General features: G+C 73.2%; 16 protein-coding genes. 9 read left to right on the plus strand and 7 right to left on the minus strand.

What is annotated here, in order from left to right; all coding sequences use genetic code 11:
• Nucleotides 1-11: 11 nt before the first annotated feature.
• Nucleotides 12-941, minus strand: coding sequence for a cysteine synthase A (gene cysK, locus BDZ31_RS16495; RefSeq protein ID WP_183343432.1), 930 nt, complete (start codon nucleotides 939-941; stop codon nucleotides 12-14).
• Nucleotides 942-967: 26 nt separating this feature from the next.
• On the opposite strand from cysK, the gene BDZ31_RS16500 reads away from it, so the two are divergent.
• Entirely contained in the window at nucleotides 968-1,645 is a 678-nt protein-coding gene (locus tag BDZ31_RS16500) for an HAD family acid phosphatase (protein WP_183343433.1), read from the plus strand.
• A 403-nt stretch (nucleotides 1,646-2,048) separates the two neighbouring features.
• Nucleotides 2,049-2,519 carry a hypothetical protein gene (locus BDZ31_RS16505; protein ID WP_183343434.1) on the plus strand — a complete coding sequence of 157 codons (471 nt, stop codon included), beginning with the start codon at nucleotides 2,049-2,051 and terminating at the stop codon, nucleotides 2,517-2,519.
• Nucleotides 2,520-2,548: 29 nt separating this feature from the next.
• Here BDZ31_RS16505 and add read toward each other — a convergent pair whose 3' ends face one another.
• Nucleotides 2,549-3,562: an adenosine deaminase gene (gene add / locus BDZ31_RS16510; protein WP_183343435.1), complete on the minus strand. Its 1,014-nt coding sequence runs from the start codon at nucleotides 3,560-3,562 to the stop codon at nucleotides 2,549-2,551.
• Nucleotides 3,563-3,625: 63 nt separating this feature from the next.
• Here add and rsgA point away from each other — a divergent pair, with 63 nt between their 5' ends.
• Together rsgA and BDZ31_RS16520 are read left to right on the plus strand one after the other, a co-directional pair.
• Nucleotides 3,626-4,675 carry a ribosome small subunit-dependent GTPase A gene (gene rsgA, locus BDZ31_RS16515; protein ID WP_183343436.1) on the plus strand — a complete coding sequence of 350 codons (1,050 nt, stop codon included), beginning with the start codon at nucleotides 3,626-3,628 and terminating at the stop codon, nucleotides 4,673-4,675.
• Complete coding sequence (locus tag BDZ31_RS16520; protein WP_183343437.1) at nucleotides 4,672-5,247, plus strand: GNAT family N-acetyltransferase; 576 nt, start codon at nucleotides 4,672-4,674, stop codon at nucleotides 5,245-5,247. Before rsgA ends, BDZ31_RS16520 begins: the two co-directional genes overlap by 4 nt.
• Before the next feature lie 8 nt (nucleotides 5,248-5,255).
• Here BDZ31_RS16520 and BDZ31_RS16525 read toward each other — a convergent pair whose 3' ends face one another.
• Both BDZ31_RS16525 and BDZ31_RS16530 read right to left on the minus strand, forming a co-directional pair.
• On the minus strand, nucleotides 5,256-6,872 hold the full coding sequence (locus BDZ31_RS16525) for a multicopper oxidase family protein (protein WP_183343438.1): 1,617 nt from the start codon (nucleotides 6,870-6,872) through the stop codon (nucleotides 5,256-5,258).
• A gap of 132 nt (nucleotides 6,873-7,004) precedes the next feature.
• On the minus strand, nucleotides 7,005-7,397 hold the full coding sequence (locus tag BDZ31_RS16530; protein WP_183343439.1) for an RrF2 family transcriptional regulator: 393 nt from the start codon (nucleotides 7,395-7,397) through the stop codon (nucleotides 7,005-7,007).
• 27 nt (nucleotides 7,398-7,424) lie between these two features.
• On the opposite strand from BDZ31_RS16530, the gene BDZ31_RS16535 reads away from it, so the two are divergent.
• The 4 genes from BDZ31_RS16535 to BDZ31_RS16550 all read left to right on the plus strand — a co-directional run bounded on the left by BDZ31_RS16535 (nucleotide 7,425) and on the right by BDZ31_RS16550 (nucleotide 9,748).
• Nucleotides 7,425-7,820 carry a VanZ family protein gene (locus BDZ31_RS16535; protein ID WP_221243106.1) on the plus strand — a complete coding sequence of 132 codons (396 nt, stop codon included), beginning with the start codon at nucleotides 7,425-7,427 and terminating at the stop codon, nucleotides 7,818-7,820.
• Between the two features lie 94 nt (nucleotides 7,821-7,914).
• A complete protein-coding gene (locus tag BDZ31_RS16540; protein ID WP_183343440.1) occupies nucleotides 7,915-8,259 on the plus strand; it encodes a PadR family transcriptional regulator in 345 nt (114 codons plus the stop codon).
• Nucleotides 8,256-9,086 carry an ATP-binding cassette domain-containing protein gene (locus BDZ31_RS16545; protein ID WP_183343441.1) on the plus strand — a complete coding sequence of 277 codons (831 nt, stop codon included), beginning with the start codon at nucleotides 8,256-8,258 and terminating at the stop codon, nucleotides 9,084-9,086. The genes BDZ31_RS16540 and BDZ31_RS16545 overlap by 4 nt, the downstream gene beginning before the upstream one ends.
• Entirely contained in the window at nucleotides 9,083-9,748 is a 666-nt protein-coding gene (locus BDZ31_RS16550; protein WP_183343442.1) for an ABC transporter permease, read from the plus strand. Before BDZ31_RS16545 ends, BDZ31_RS16550 begins: the two co-directional genes overlap by 4 nt.
• Here the strand turns inward: BDZ31_RS16550 and BDZ31_RS16555 are convergent.
• Nucleotides 9,745-10,842 (minus strand): HDOD domain-containing protein, encoded by a 1,098-nt coding sequence (locus BDZ31_RS16555; RefSeq protein WP_183343443.1) that lies wholly within the window; start codon nucleotides 10,840-10,842, stop codon nucleotides 9,745-9,747. The two genes, BDZ31_RS16550 and BDZ31_RS16555, sit on opposite strands and share 4 nt — an antisense overlap.
• A 140-nt stretch (nucleotides 10,843-10,982) precedes the next feature.
• On the minus strand, nucleotides 10,983-12,320 hold the full coding sequence (gene gltX, locus BDZ31_RS16560; RefSeq protein WP_183343444.1) for a glutamate--tRNA ligase: 1,338 nt from the start codon (nucleotides 12,318-12,320) through the stop codon (nucleotides 10,983-10,985).
• Nucleotides 12,321-12,329: 9 nt separating this feature from the next.
• Here gltX and BDZ31_RS16565 point away from each other — a divergent pair, with 9 nt between their 5' ends.
• On the plus strand, nucleotides 12,330-13,187 hold the full coding sequence (locus tag BDZ31_RS16565) for a deoxyribonuclease IV (RefSeq protein ID WP_183343445.1): 858 nt from the start codon (nucleotides 12,330-12,332) through the stop codon (nucleotides 13,185-13,187).
• Between the two features lie 57 nt (nucleotides 13,188-13,244).
• Here the strand turns inward: BDZ31_RS16565 and dnaE are convergent.
• Nucleotides 13,245-15,073, minus strand: a 1,829-nt coding sequence (gene dnaE, locus BDZ31_RS16570) for a DNA polymerase III subunit alpha (RefSeq protein ID WP_183343446.1), incomplete at its 5' end; no start/stop codon positions are given.

The raw sequence follows: 15,073 nt of genomic DNA on the forward strand, positions 1-15,073 counted from the left end.
CCGCGCGCCCGTCAGGGCGCGAAGAACGGGGTCGAGACGTACCGCTCGCCGGAGTCGGGCAGGATCGTGACGATCCGCCTGCCCCTCGACTCGGGCCGCTTGGCGACCTCGATCGCCGCCCACGTCGCGGCGCCGCAGGAGATGCCCGACAGGACGCCCTCGCGGCTGGCGAGCAGGCGGGCGGTCTCGATCGCGTCCTCGTCGTCGACCGCGATCACCTCGTCGATCAGCCGGCGGTTGAGCACGGCCGGGATGAAGCCGGCGCCGATCCCCTGGATCTTGTGCGGGCCGGGAGAGTGGCCCGAGAGGACCGCGGAGCTCCGCGGCTCGACCGCGATCACCTGCAGTCTCGGGTTGCGCTGCTTGAGGAACTCCCCCGCCCCGGTGATCGTGCCGCCGGTCCCGACGCCGGCGACGAGCACGTCGACCGCGCCGTCCATCGCCTCCCAGATCTCCGGCCCGGTCGTGCGGCGGTGGGCCTCCGGGTTGGCGGGGTTGGTGAACTGGTCTGGCAGGAAGACGTCGTCGCTTCTCGCCATCGCGCGCGCCGCGTCGACCGCCTCGTTCATGCCGCCGAGCGACTCGGTGATCTCGAAGCGGGCGCCGTACAGTCTCAGCAGGCCCTCGCGCTCGCGGCTCATCCCCTGCGGCAGCGTCAGCACGAGGTCGTAGCCCTTCGCTGCGCAGACGAAGGCGAGCGCGATGCCGGTGTTGCCGCTGGTCGCCTCGACGATCGTCGTGCGCCCCGGCTCGATCCGCCCCTCGGCCTCGGCCGCCTCGATCATCGCGACGCCGATGCGGTCCTTGACGCTGCCGCCGGGGTTGAACGCCTCGAGCTTCCCGAACAGCTCGCCGTGCGCCCCTGCGGGCAGGATGCGGGTCAGCTGGACCATCGGCGTGCGGCCGACGTGCTCGGCAATGTTGATCGGGATTCGCGTCATTGACGCTGGAACGATAATGGTCCGCGATGCCGACCACCGCACGGACGCTTGCCACCGGTGCGCTGCTGGCCCTTGGGCTCGCCGCCGCGCCCGCCGCGGCCACCGCCGCCGACGCCCCTTCCGCCGACCCGACGCCGGAGCGGATCGCAGAGATCGAGCGCTACTACGAGTCCGGCGCCTGGAAGCGCGACGCCGACGCCGTCGCCGCCCGCGCGCTCAGGCAGTTGAGAGCGAGCGTCAGGCGAGCGAGAGAGCCGCGCAGACTGGTCGCCGTCTTCGACGTCGACGACACGGCGCTGTCGACCTACGACTGCATGAAGGCCGGCTTCTTCACCGACGGCCGCCGCACCGCCTGCGTCGTGACCGGGCCGCACACGGCGATCGCGGGGGTGCTGAAGCTGTTCCGCTACGCGCAGCAGCGCAGAGTCCGCGTCGCGTTCGTGACCGGCCGGCCCGAGTACGTCAGAACGCTCACGCTGCAGCAGCTGCGCAGAGCCGGCTTCCGCGGCAGATACCAGCTGCTGCTGCGCCCCTCCGACGACAGACGCCACTCGGTCGTCCCGTTCAAGTCGAGCGCACGCCGCTCGCTGCAGAGAGGCGGCCGCCGCGTCGTGCTCAACATCGGCGACCAGCGCAGCGACCTCGCCGGCGGCGTCGCGCAGCGGACCTTCAAGCTGCCGAACCCGATGTACACGCTGCCGTAGGGGCGGCCGCCTCCCCGCTCGCGACCGGCCGGCCCCGCCGCGCGCGGCGCACCGCGCGCCCGGCGCCGGCGCGCCCTGTGGAGATCATGTTGAGATCCCCTGAGAGCGCGCTCATATTCCCCGTTTCGGGGCCTCTGAATGTGAGTGAGGTCACAGACCCCTTTCCATGCGCAACCACGCTGCGCATACTGCGTTCTACGGGATGGACGCCGGCCAGGCGTCCGCACCTCGCTTCACCTCTCTCCGGTCGTCCCACGGGCTCCGTCCCGCGGGATCCACGTAAGTCCCTGACGGCGGTTGCGACCGCCGCCGTCTAGACGGGCCGCCCGATCCACCATCGCATGGGGCTGCGCGCTGCGGGTCTCGTGCTGCCCTGATCCATCTCTCGAGCTCTCAGATCGCCATGTCCCTCATCTCCATCGCCTCATCCTTCGCGATCGTGCTCGGCTTCGCCGGCACCCTGCCCCACATCCGCACGATGGTCCGCAGCAAGTCCTCCAACGGCCAATCCCCCGCTGGCTGGATGATCGGCATCACCGTCAACGTCATGACCGGGTATGTGAACCTCGCCGGCGTCGGTGCGGTGATGCTCGGGGTCGGCAACGTGCTCGCCGGCACCTTCTCGACGATCGCGCTGGCCTGCGTCGTCCGCTACCGCCGCCCGGCCGCCGAGGCCGCGGCGGTCGCCCCGGGCCCGGGCCCGCTGGCGACGGTCCACGAGCTGCCGACGAGCGAGTTCCACGCCATAAAGACGCTGATCGACGAGGAGCACGCGCGCCGCGAGGCGTTCCGCGTCGAGCTCGCTGCGGAGGAGCTCGAGCACGCGCCGGTCCACGACGCGATCCCCGCCGAGCTCGCGCCGGTCGCGGCGTAGGCCGGCCGGCCGCTCAGCCGGCCGGCGGCTCAGCCGGCCGCCGGCTCGGCCGGGAGCGCCGCCCAGTCGAAGCCGTCGGCGATCGCGCGCAGGCGGGCCTTCGTCTCCTCGCCGCAGAGCGCGCCGGCGACCCCGGCGTCGAACAGCGCGCGCGGGTCGGCGCCGAGCGAGCGGGCGGCGGCATGCTCCTCGTCGAGCTCGCACGCGAAGAAGGTCGGGTCGTCGGTGTTGACCGTGCACGGCACGCCGGCGGCGAGCAGCCGCGGCAGCTGATGCGCGGCGACCGAGTCGACGACCGACAGCCGCACGTTGGAGAGGACGCAGACGTCGAGCACCATCGCGCGGTCGGCCAGCTCGCGCACGAGTCCGGGGTCCTCGACCGCACGCACGCCGTGGCGGATGCGGTCGGCGTGGAGCGCGTCGAGCGCGCCGCGGATCGAAGCGGGGCCGGCGACCTCGCCGGCGTGCGGGACGGAGCCGAGGCCGCCGGCGCGCGCGATCTCGAAGGCCGGCGCGTACGGCTCCGGCGGGAACTGCGCCTCCAGGCCGCCGAGACCGAGCGCGACGATCCCGCGCTCCTTGTAGCGGACGGCGTGCTCGGCGGTCCGCTTCGCGACCTCGAGGTCGACGCCGCGCGTGATGTCAGGCGTCAGCCGCACCTCGATCCCGAGCTCCTCGCGCGCCGCCTGCACGCCGTCGGTGAAGCCGGTGAAGACGGTGTCGAGCGAGATCCCCTGGTCGAGCTTGTCGCATGGCGAGAAGATCGCCTCCAGGTAGACGGCGCCGTGCGCCTGCGCGCGGCGCGCGTAGTCGACGACCAGCTCGCGGTAGTCCTGCTCGGTCTGCAGCGCCGGGGTCGTCGCGAACCACGCCTCGATGAAGTGCTCGAAGTCGCGGAAGCGCATGAAGTCGGCCAGCTCCTCGACCGTCGCGACCGGCAGCGGGAAGCCGTTGCGTCTGGCGGCGGCGAACAGCGCCGGCGGCGAGACCGCCCCTTCGAGGTGGACGTGCAGCTCGATCTTCGGATAGCCGGAGGCGGTCATGGGCGCAACCCTAACGCTGTCGTGTCAAGGTTCGCCATCGTCACATTCGCTACGCTCGCCGCAGTGACCGCCTTCCCCGCCGGAATCGGCCGGCGCGACGATCTCGACGCCGAGCTGAGCGAGCTGCGCGACCAGCTCGGCGAAGCGACGCTCGCCCCCGCGCGGGTGCTCTCCCAGCACAGCGGCGTCTGGCTGGTCGCCGAGCCCGACGTGCCGGAGCCGCGGCTGGTCCACGCCCGCGCGCGGCTGAGAGAGGAGGCAGAGGGCCCGCCGGTCACCGGCGACTGGGTCGCGCTCGACGACGGCGACGCGATCGCAGCGGTGCTGCCGCGCCGTGGGACGGTCGTGCGCCGCGCCGTCGGCGAGGGACGGGCCGAGCGGCAGGTGCTCGCGGCCAACGTCGAGCTGGCGCTGATCGCCGAGCCGCTGCCGGACCCGAACGCCCGCCGCGCCGAGCGGCTGGCGTCGATCGCCGGCGCCGGCGACGTGCCGGTCGCGCTCGTGCTGACGAAGGCCGACCTCGACCCCGACGCCGACGCGACCGCGCTGCGGCTCGGCCGCGAGATCGGGCTGCCGGACGCGATCGCCGTCTGCTCCAAGAGCGGCGACGGCGTCGGCATCGTCCGCAGCCTGCTGCCGCCCGGCTCGACCGCGGTCCTGCTCGGCCCGTCCGGCGCCGGCAAGTCGACGCTCGTCAACGCGCTGCTCGGCGAGGAGCGCCAGGCGACCGGCGACGTGCGCGAGTCCGACCGCCGCGGCCGCCACACGACGGTCACGCGCGAGCTGCTCGGCCTCCCCCACGGCGGCCTGCTGATCGACACGCCGGGGATGCGCGAGGTCGGCATGTGGGACGGCGGCGTCGACGACAGCTTCGACGACGTCGCCGCGCTCGCGGCCGCCTGCCGCTTCTCCGACTGCGCGCACGACAGCGAGCCCGACTGCGCTGTGCGCGGCGAGATCGCGCCCGAGCGGCTGGAGGCGTGGCGCAAGCTGGCGAGAGAGCAGGCGTGGGTCGACGACAGACGCGCGGCGGCCCGCGCGAGGGAGAGACTGGGCCGTTCCTACGGCCGGATCCAGCGCAAGGCGCGGTGGGTGAAGGGCGAGGAGCGATGAGCGTCGCGCTGCGCCCCGAGCGCGAGGCCGACTTCCCGGCGATCCGCGCGGTGCTGCTGGGCGCCTTCCCGCAGCCGGCCGAGGCCGACCTCGTCGAGGCGCTGCGGGCCGAGGAGGCGCACGTGCCCGACCTCTGCCTCGTCGCGGAGCGCGACGGCGCGATCGTCGGCCACCTCTTCACCACCGTCGCGGCGCTCGAGGAGCCCGAGCCGCGGGCCGGCTCGCCGGTCGCCGGCGGAGGGGTCGCCGTCTCCGCCCCGCTGCTCGTGCTCGGCCCGATGGCGGTCGAGCCCGACCTCCAACGCGCGGGGATCGGCGCGGCGCTGATCGGCGAGCTGCTGCGCCGCGTGCCGGCCGCGGCGCCCGGCGTCCCGCTCGTCTCGGTGCTCGGACACCCCGGGTACTACCCGCGCTTCGGCTTCGAGCCGGCCCGCCCGCTCGGCGTCCGCCCGCCGTTCGACGTCCCCGACGAGGCGTGGATGGCCTTCCGCCTGCCGGCCTACCCGCCGCCGGGCGAGCCCCAGCCGACCGGCGTCGTCCGCTACGCCGACGCGTTCTCGGCGGTGACCTGAGCGCGGCGTCACTCGTCGTGGCGATGCGCGCGGTCGGGGACCGTCCCCGGCTCGCCGCCCGGCTCGACGACGACGAACTGGCCCATCATCCCGCGGTCCTCGTGGGAGAGCAGGTGGCAGTGGAACATCAGCGGCAGGTTCGGGTCGCTGTGGTCGCGCATCCGCACGAGCAGCCGCATCTCCTGGTCGGGCTCGAGCGTCACCGTGTCCTTCAGCCCGGCCAGCTCGGGCGGCGGCGGCGCGCCGTCGACCTCCAGCACGCGGAACTGGACGCCGTGGACGTGGAAGCTGTGGAACAGCCCGTGGCTGTTGCGCACCTCCCACACCTCGCGGCGGTCGCGCTCGACGGCGAAGTCGATCCGCTCCATCTCCATCGAGCGATCGTCGATCGTGCTCGCCGAGGTCAGCTCGAACGAGCGGGTCGGCGCGTCGGCCGGGACGCGCGGCGCGGGCAGCTCCGCGAGCGTGCGGGCCGGCGGCGGCGCTGACTCGAGCGTGCGGGCGGCGCGCAGCTCGAGCAGGTCGAGCGCGTCGTCGGCGCCGCTGAAGCGGCGGTTCCAGACGTCCATCCCGAGCGCCTTCGGGAAGCTCCGCAGGACGGCCCGCTCGCCGGCTCTGAGCGCCACGACGATCTCTGCGCGCTCGCCCGGCGTCAGCGCGACGCGGGTCGTGCGGTGCGGCCGCTCCAGCAGGCCGCCGTCGGTCGCGACGAGATAAAAGGCGCGCCCGTCGGCGAAGCCGAGGTCGTAGGGGCGGGCGTTCGAGCCGTTCAGCAGCCGCAGCCGCACCCGCTCGTGCGCGACCTCCAGGTAGGGGCCGGGCGTGCCGTTGACGAGCAGCTGGTCGCCGACGATTCCGCTCGGGCTGAACGGCCCCTCGCTCGTGTCCAGCTCGCCGTCGTCGCCGATCCGCTTGTCCTGCACGATCAGCGGGAAGTCGTCGACGCCGTAGCGCGACGGCAGGCCGCGCGGCGCACCGCCGGGGTCGTCGACGATGAAGACCCCCGCCATCCCGCGGTAGACCTGCTCGGCGGTGCGGCCGTGGAGGTGCGGGTGGTACCAGAGCGTCGCGGCCGGCTGGTCGATCCGCCACTCCGGGGCCCAGGTCGCGCCGTCCCCGATCAGCTGGTGCGGCCCGCCGTCCATCTCGGCCGGCAGGTGCATGCCGTGCCAGTGGAGCGTGCTCGGCTCCCCGAGCCGGTTGCGGACCTCGACCCGCACCTGCTCGCCGCGCCGCGCGCGCAGCGTCGGCCCGAGCACGTCGCCGTCGATCCCGTAGGTCTCGGTGCGCGTGCCCGGCCGCAGCTCGGCCGATCCTCTCCGCAGCTCCAGCTCGAAGACCCGGCGGCCGTCGCCGTCGATCCGCGTGTCGGCCAGCGGCGGGATCCGCAGCGGGCGCTCGAACGCGACCTCGCCGACGGTGTCGAGGTGGGCGCGCTGGAAGGCGATCGCCGCGAAGGCGGCGAAGCCGAGACAGAGCGCGCTGAACGCCGCCGCGGTCCAGATCGCGATCCGCCGCCGGCGGGAGCGCCGCGGCCGGCGCGCGGGCGCGTCGCGCGAGGTCGCCTCGCGCGTGGGCGAGTCGCTCGCGGGCGCATCGCTCGCGGGTGTCGGCTCGTCGGGCATTCCCGCAGCCTCGCGCCGCGCGGCCGTCGGCGCATTGCCGCTGCCTCGCCGGTCGCGGTCGAGCTGCCGGGCGTCGCGATGGTGGGGGCAGCCCGAAGGCGGTGGCCTCGACGGCCGTCCCCCTAAGCGCGCCTAGATGTAGTACATCGTCGCGCCGGCCTCGCGGGCCTCACGCTCGATCACGTCGGCGACGGTCGTCTGCTCGAGCACGGCGCGCGCGGAGCTGGCCGCCTCGGCGAAGACGCCCTCGGCGTCGGCCCCGAAGGCGCCGTCGAGCAGCTCGACGACCTCCAGCACGGTGATCTCGCCGGGCTCGCGCGCGAAGCTGTAGCCACCCTTGACGCCGCGCTGGGACTTCAGCACCCCGGCCCGCCGCAGCACCGCGAACAGCTGCTCGAGGAACTGGACGGGGATGTCGCGGCGACGGGCGAGCTCGGCGATCGGCACCGGGCCGTTGCCGCCAAGGCGGCCGAGCTCGGTGAGCGCCCGCAGCGCGTAGGGGGATTTGGTCGTGATCGAGATCATTCGCTCGGTCCTGGCATCCTCGATGGTATGACACCGACGCGACGGCTCGCGCACTGGATCGGTCGACTCGGTCCGCCCCTCCTCCTGATGGGCGTGATCTTCTACCTCTCCGCGCAGCCGCACCTGAGAACCGATCTCGGCACGATCGACCTCGTCGGGCGCAAGTTCGTCCACATGGTCGAGTTCGGCCTGCTGTGGTTCCTGTGGCTGCGCGCGCTCGGCTGGCGCGGCCACGCGCCGTGGACCGCCGCCGCGATCGCGTTCGGCTACGCGATCAGCGACGAGTTCCACCAGAGCTTCGTCGACGGCCGCCAGGGCTCGGTGCGCGACGTGCTGATCGACAGCGCCGGCGTCGCGCTCGCCGCGGTCGCCTGGCTCCGCGTCCGCCCCCGGCTGCGCCGCCGCAGAGCCGTCGCGGCGTAGCGCCCGGCCGGCCGCTGCGCCCCGCCGCGACGGCCGGCCGGCGGCGCACAGCACGGCGGAACCAGCCGCGCCCGACTATGTAGTCTTTCTACCTATGAAGAGAACCGACCAACGGCCTGCATGGTTGCGCGGCGTGCTCGACCTCTGCCTGCTCGCGCTGCTCGACGAGGGCGAGGCGTACGGGTACGAGCTGGCGCGCCGGCTGGAGGAGCTCGGCTTCGGCGCGATCCCCGGCGGCTCGCTCTACCCAGCGCTCTTGCGACGCGAGAAGCTCGGCCACCTGCGCGCCGAGTGGCGTGCCGGCGACGGCGGGCCCGGGCGCAAGTACTACGTGCTGACGCCGGCCGGTCGCGCGGCCCTCTCCGAGGAGCGAGCGGCGTGGCGCGCCTTCGCCGGCAGCGTCGAGGCGGCGCTGGCCGGCGCGGAGGCGGCGCGATGAGGACCGCGACGTGGATCGAGCAGCTGGCGCACGAGCTGGCCGCGCTCGACGTCCCCTCCGCCGACGCCGCCGCGATCGTCGTCGAAGCCGAGAGCCATCTCGGCGAGGCCGCCGCCGACCCGCTCGCCGCCTTCGGCGCCCCGGCCGCCTACGCCCGCCTGATGGCCGACGCGCTCGCGCCCGCCGCGTCGGCCGGTCCCGCCGCCGGCCGCGTCCGCGCGCGGGTCGCCGGCGTGCACAAGCGCTATCGCGGCCGCACCGTGCTCGACGGCGTCGACCTGACCGTCCGCGACGGCGAGGCGGTGCTGTTGATCGGCCCCAACGGCTGCGGCAAGTCGACGCTGGTGCGGATCCTCGCCGGCCTGCAGCGCCCCGACGGCGGACGCGTCGCGGTCGACGGCAGCGTCGGCTACGCGCCCCAGCACGGCGGCGTCGCCCCGCATCTGACGCCGTCGGAGCAGTTCGTCCTGTTCGGGCGGGCGCGCGGGCTGTCGCGCGCGGCGGCGATCCGCGACGGCGTGCGCCTCGCCGACCAGCTCGCCTGGGACGCGGCGCGAGCGCCGGTCGCCGCCGCCCTCTCCGGCGGCACGCGGCAGAAGCTGAGCATCGTGCTCGCGGCACTCGGCGAGCCCGACCTGCTGCTGCTCGACGAGCCCTATCAGGGCCTCGACCTCGACAGCGCCCAGCGCTTCTGGGAGCTGCTGTGGGACTGGCGCGACCGCGGCCGCGCGGCGCTCGTCGTCGCCCATGCCCGCGACGCGCTCGAGCGCGCCGACGCGGTCGTCGAGCTCGGCCGCGCCAGCGCGCCGCTGCGGAGCGCCGCATGAGCGCCGCGCTGCTGTCCGTCGGCGAGATGACGCTGCGCGGGCTCTCCCGCCGGCGCGCGTCGCTGGCGCTGCTGTTCGCGCTTCCGCTCGCCTTCTACCTCGCCCGCCACGGGCAGCCGTGGCAGGCCGTCCGCTTCCTCGGCGTCGGCCTCGCGTGGGCGGCGAGCACGATCGCGCTGTTCGCCGCGCTCGACGCGCGCGGAACCGAGCCGCGCCTGCGGGTCAGCGGCTGGTCGTGGCGCGACCTCGTCGCGGGCCGCGTCGGCGCGATCGCGCTGCTCGGCCTCGTGCTCGCCGGCTGCTACGTCGCGCTCGTCGCGGTCGACCGCCCGATCGGGACGACCGGCTCGCTGGCGCTGGCGCTGGCGGTCACGGCGATCACCGGCGTCGCGACCGGCTCGGCGCTCGGCGCGCTCGCCCCGCGCGAGCTGGAGGGCGCGCTGCTGCTGTTCATCGTCGCCGGCCTGCAGATGGTCGTCGACCCCGAGGCCGGCGCTGCGCGTCTGCTCCCGTTCTGGTCGACGCGCGAGCTGATGACGCGCGCGATCGAGGGCTCGTCGTCCTCGGCGTCGCTCGCGGCCGCGCTCGTGCACGCCGGCGCGACGGTCGCGCTCTGCGCGCTCGTCACCGCGATCGCGAGCCGGCGGCGGATCGGCGCTTAGATCCAGCCTCGCTCGGTGGCGATCAGGACCGCCTGGGCGCGGTCGACGGCGCCGAGCTTGCCGTAGATGTTGTGCAGGTGGGTCCGCACGGTGCTGGTCGACAGCTCCAGCTCGTGCGCGATCTGCTTGTAGACCTTCCCCTGGCCGAGCCGCCTGAGCACCTCGGTCTCGCGCGTCGACAGCGGGCACGGGTCGAGTGCCCGCTGGCGGCCGTTGGTCGACGGGTTGGGCAGGTCGTACATGACCGCCCGCAGCTCGGCCGGCCCGATCCCGACCACGCGCGCCGTCGTCAGCATCTCGTTCGGAGAGACGGCGTCGCCGTGGCCGTAGTGGGCGAGCATGTCGGCCAGCCTCACGAGCGCCGCCTCGCCGTCGGCGTCGTCGCTGTGGTGGCGCTCGATCGTCGAGGCGACCGCCTTCGGCAGGCCCCACCGGCGCGCGAGCACGCCGCCGACGAGCGCGTGGTCGACGCCGAGCTCGCGGCGCTCGCGGTGGATCCGCTCCTCCGGCGTGCGCGCCTCGCCGTGAACCTGGCGCGGGTAGCCCGGGTAGGCGTGGGAGAGCACGAGCTTGCCGACGTCGTGCAGCAGCGAGGTGACCATCAGGCGGTCGCGATCCTCGTAGCCGAGCTCGGCGGCGAGCCGGTCGGCCGCCCGCTGGGTCGCGACGCCGTGGAGGCGGAACCGCTCGGGCGTCCCCTCCCAGATGCCGCTGCGGTCGAAGAAGTCGAAGGTGCGGGCGCGACTGGCGAGCGCCTGGACGGCGGCCGGCGAGAGGACGCTGACCGCCCTCACGACGCTGTCGACTCTGCCGCGCGAGGAGCCGTCGACGCGGTTGGCGAGCCGCAGCGTCGCGATCGCGAGCGCGACGTCGGACTCGACCGCGGCGACGACCGCCGCGGTCGCCGGGCGCTCCTGCGTGAACAGGCGCAGGACCCGGTTGCGCGACTCGGCCAGGACGGGGAACGCCTCCAGCGCCTCGAACGCGGCCGTCAGGCGACGGCCGTGGCCCTCGTTGTGGTGGCGACCGCCAAGGGCGGGGTCGGCGGAGGGGACCGATGAAGTCAAGCTGGCTGTGAGCGTCGGTGGCGTCATTGGATCGATCCTCGCCGCGGCTGCGCACGAGGGGATCGCTTCAGCGACGACGCGAGGCCCGCTGTCCCGATCCGTTCAGGTTATCGGCACCACAGGCCCCCGAGTTGAGGCAATCGCGACTCGACAGGGTGTCGAGTCGCTCAGCCGCTCAACCGCGCGAGCGCCGCGTCGATGCGGCGCAGCGTCTCGTCGCGCCCGAGCAGCGCGACCGACTCGAAGATCCCGGGCGAGATCGTCGTCCCGGCGATCGCGACGCGGACCGGCTGGAAGACGTGCTTGGGCTTCCAGTCGTTGGCCTCCAGCAGCCCGCGCAGGGCGGCCTCGACCGTCTCCTGCGTGAACGGCTCCAGCGCCCCCAGCGCCTCGCGCGCCGCTCTCAGGCCCTCGACGGCGCCCTCGACGCCGAAGGTCTTCGTCCACGCCTTCTCGTCGTCGCCGGGGCCGTCGAAGAAGAAGCCGGCGAGCGGCCAGAAGTCGGCGAGCGTCTGGATCTTCTCGCGGCTGATCTCGACCGCGTCGCGCAGGCCGTCGCGGCCGGTGAACGCCTCCAGCCGCGCCGTCAGCTCCTCGACGGGCAGCTCGCGCAGGTAGTGCCCGTTCATGTGGCGCAGCTTTCTCTCGTCGAAGACGGCCGGCGACTTCGAGATCCGCTCCAGTCTCAGCCGCTGCGCCAGCTCGTCCGCGCTGAAGTACTCGCGCTCCGGGTCGAAGCCGGCGCCGAGCAGCGCGACGTAGTTGTTGACCGCCTCGGGCAGGTAGCCCTGGTCGCGCAGCTCCTGGACCGAGGCGGCGCCGTGGCGCTTGGAGAGCTTCTTGCCGTCGGGGCCGTGCAGCAGCGGCAGGTGGGCGTAGACCGGCGCTCTCGCCCCCAGCGCCTCGAACACGAGCAGCTGCTTGGGGGTGTTGGAGAGATGGTCCTCGCCGCGCACGACGTGCGTGATGCCGGCGTCGAGGTCGTCGACGGCGACCGCGAAGTTGTAGAGCACCGAACCGTCGGCGCGGGCGATCACCGGATCGTCCATGTGCACGTGCTTGAAGGTCGCGTCGCCGCGGACGGCGTCGTGGACGACGGTCTCCCCCTCGTCGGGGACGCGCAGGCGGACCGCGCCCTCCTCTTCCGGCGTGCCGCGGAAGCCGCGGTCGTCGCCGTGCTGCGCCTTCCACGCTCTGACGTCGTCGCCGGTCGCGGTCGTGCGGTAGGCGTGGCCGGAGTCGAGCAGCTGCTGGAGCGCCTCCTGGTGGCGCGGCGTGTTCGCCGTCTGGAAGATCGGCCCCTCGTCCCAGCCGAGCTCGAGCCATCTGAGCGCGTCGAGGATCTGCTCGACGTTCTCGGGGGTCGAGCGTTCGCGGTCGGTATCTTCGATCCGCAGGACGAGTCTGCCGCCGCTCCCGCGTGCGAGCAGCCAGTTGTAGAGCGCTGTGCGCGCGCCGCCGATGTGCAGCGCGCCGGTCGGAGAAGGAGCGAAGCGAACTTTCATGGAGTCTGCATGCTAATCGGCACCCACGTGTCGCAGGCCGGCGGCCTCGACAAGGCGATCGGGCGCGGGGTCGAGAGAGGCTGCGAGTCGATCCAGATCTTCAACCAGTCGCCGCGGATGTGGCGACCGACGAGATACGGGCCCGACGACTTCGCCGCGTTCAGAGCGGCGATGGCCGACTCGCCGATCAGAGCGGTCCTGATCCACGCCGTCTACCTGATCAACTGCGCCAGCGAGGACCCGGAGATCCGCTCCAAGTCGCTCGCGTCGCTGAAGCAGTCGCTGCACGTCGGCGACGGGATCGGCGCCGACGTCGTGCTCCACCCCGGCTCGGCGCTGAGAGGCCACGTCGGCGAGGCGATCAGACGGGCCGGCGCGGTCTTCAGAGAGGCGCTGGCGGAGTCGGAGCGCAGCATGCTGCTGCTGGAGGACACGGCCGGCGCCGGCGGCACGCTGGGGCGCTCCTTCGAGGAGCTGCAGGCGCTGCTGGAGGCGGCCGGCGGCGGCGACCGGCTCGGCGTCTGCCTCGACTCCTGCCACCTGCTCGCGTCCGGCTACGACGTGCGCACGGCCGCGGGCCTGACGGAGACGCTCGACTGCTTCGACGAGATCGTCGGGCTCGACCGGCTCGGCGCCGTCCACCTCAACGACTCGCAGACGCCGCTGGGCTCCAACCGCGACCGCCACGCCAACCTCGGCGAGGGCGAGCTCGGCGAGGAGGGCTGCGTCGCGTTCCTGTCGGAGCCGCGCTTCGAGCAGATGGCGGTCGTGCTCGAGACGCCCGGTCCCGACAAGAGAGGGACGACCGCCGAGGAGATCGCGTACGCGAAGAGGCTGCGCAGCAGAGGGCTGAAGGCGCGCGCGTAGGACTGCGCCGCATGGGCGCGGCGGCCGGATCGGCGCCGCGCCCGTCTCGACCGGCGGTCAGGCCGCAGCTGTCTCCATCATGGCGCTGCCGAGCAGGTGGTCGAGCTCGGCCTGCAGCGCGGCGTTGCGCGCGACTCTGTAGCTCGGCCCGAGCCGCAGCACGCGCGGCCCGTTGGAGGTGTGCATCTCCAGCACGACCGTCGACTCGCCGGGGAAGGTCTCGAAGACCGACTTGAGCTCCTCGATCACCGACGCTCTCAGCACCGTCGCGTCGAGGCGGAGGCGGACCGGCGGCGGGCCGACGGGGATCTTCGCCGCCTCCTCCTTCGCCTTCTCGATCTCCTCCTCGCTGGGCGCGAAGATCTCGGCCTCCTGGACGACGACCGTCGTCTTGGAGGCGTCCTTGTGGTCGACGCGGCCGCGCAGGGTGATGACGGCGTCCATCTCGAACGCCTCCTCGGAGGCGGCGAGCGTTCTGCCGAAGATCAGCAGCTCGACCTGGCCCTCGAGATCGTCGAGGGTGGCGAACATCATGTGGTCGCCTCTCTTCGTGCGCAGCCTCTTCGTCTGCGTGATGATCCCCCCGACGGTGACCCACTCGCCGTCCTTTCTCTCCGACAGGTCGGCGAGCGAGCAGTCGACCTTCGCGCGCATCGCCTCGCGGACGGTCTTCAGCGGGTGGGCGGAGATGAAGAGGCCGATCGACTCCTTCTCGGCGGCGAGCAGCTCGTTCTGGTCGAACTCCTCGGCCGGGATCGGCGGATGGGTCGGAGCCGCGAAGGCGGCCGCGGCGCCACCGCCGTCGGTGCCGCCGCCGAGGTCGAAGATCGAGCCCTGGCCGATCAACGCGTCCTGCTGCGCCTTCTGGCCGGCCGCCTGGGCGGTCTCCAGCACCTCCAGCATCCCCTTGCGCGAGGCGCCGGTCGATTCGAAGGCGCCGCACTTGATCAGCGCCTCGATCGACTTCTTGTTGACCGACTTGCCGTCGACCCGCTCGCAGAAGTCCCAGATCGAGGTGAAGGGACCGTCCTCCTCGCGGGCGCGCTTTATCGACTCGACGGCCGCGTAGCCGACGCCCTTGACGGCATCGAGGCCGAAGCGGATGTTGCCGTCGACGACCATGAAGTCGTGATCGGACTCGTTGACGTCCGGCGGCAGGATCTCGATCCCCATCTGCTCGGCCTGCGCGACGAAGAACGGGACCTTGTCCTTCGTGTCCATCACCGAGGAGATCAGCGCCGCCATGTACTCGGCCGGGAAGTTGGCCTTCAGCCAGGCGGTGCGGTAGGCGATCAGCGCGTAGCAGGCGGCGTGCGACTTGTTGAAGGAGTAGTCGGCCGACTTCTCGTTGGTCGCCCACAGCCACTCGATCACCTGCTCGGAGGTGCCGGATCTGCGGCAGCCCTCGATGAACTCGGGCTTCAGCTTGGCCATCGCCTCGCGGTTCTTCTTGCCGATCGCCTTGCGGAGGTCGTCTGCCTTGGCGCCCGAGAAGCCGGCCAGCTGCTTGGCGATCTGCATCGCCTGCTCCTGGTACAGGATCACGCCCTTGGTCGACTCGAGGATCGGCCGCAGCCGCTCATCCGGGTAGGAGATCGCGTCCGGGTTGCGCTTGCCGCGCGCGTACGTCGGGATCTGGTCCATCGCGCCCGGCCGGTAGAGGGCGTTGAGCGCGATCAGGTCCTCGAGCTCGGTCGGTCTGACCTTCTTGAGCGACTCCCGCATGCCCTCGGACTCGAACTGGAAGACGCCGACCGAGTCGCCGCGGGCCATCATCTCGTAGGTCTTGGCGTCGTCGAGCGGCAGCGTCGTCATGTCGGGACGGGTGCCGGTCGAGCGCTCGATGATGTCGAGCGCGTCCTCGATCACGTCGAGGTTGCGCAGCC

It is taken from the genome of Conexibacter arvalis (assembly GCF_014199525.1).
Classification (GTDB): Bacteria; Actinomycetota; Thermoleophilia; order Solirubrobacterales; family Solirubrobacteraceae; genus Conexibacter; species Conexibacter arvalis.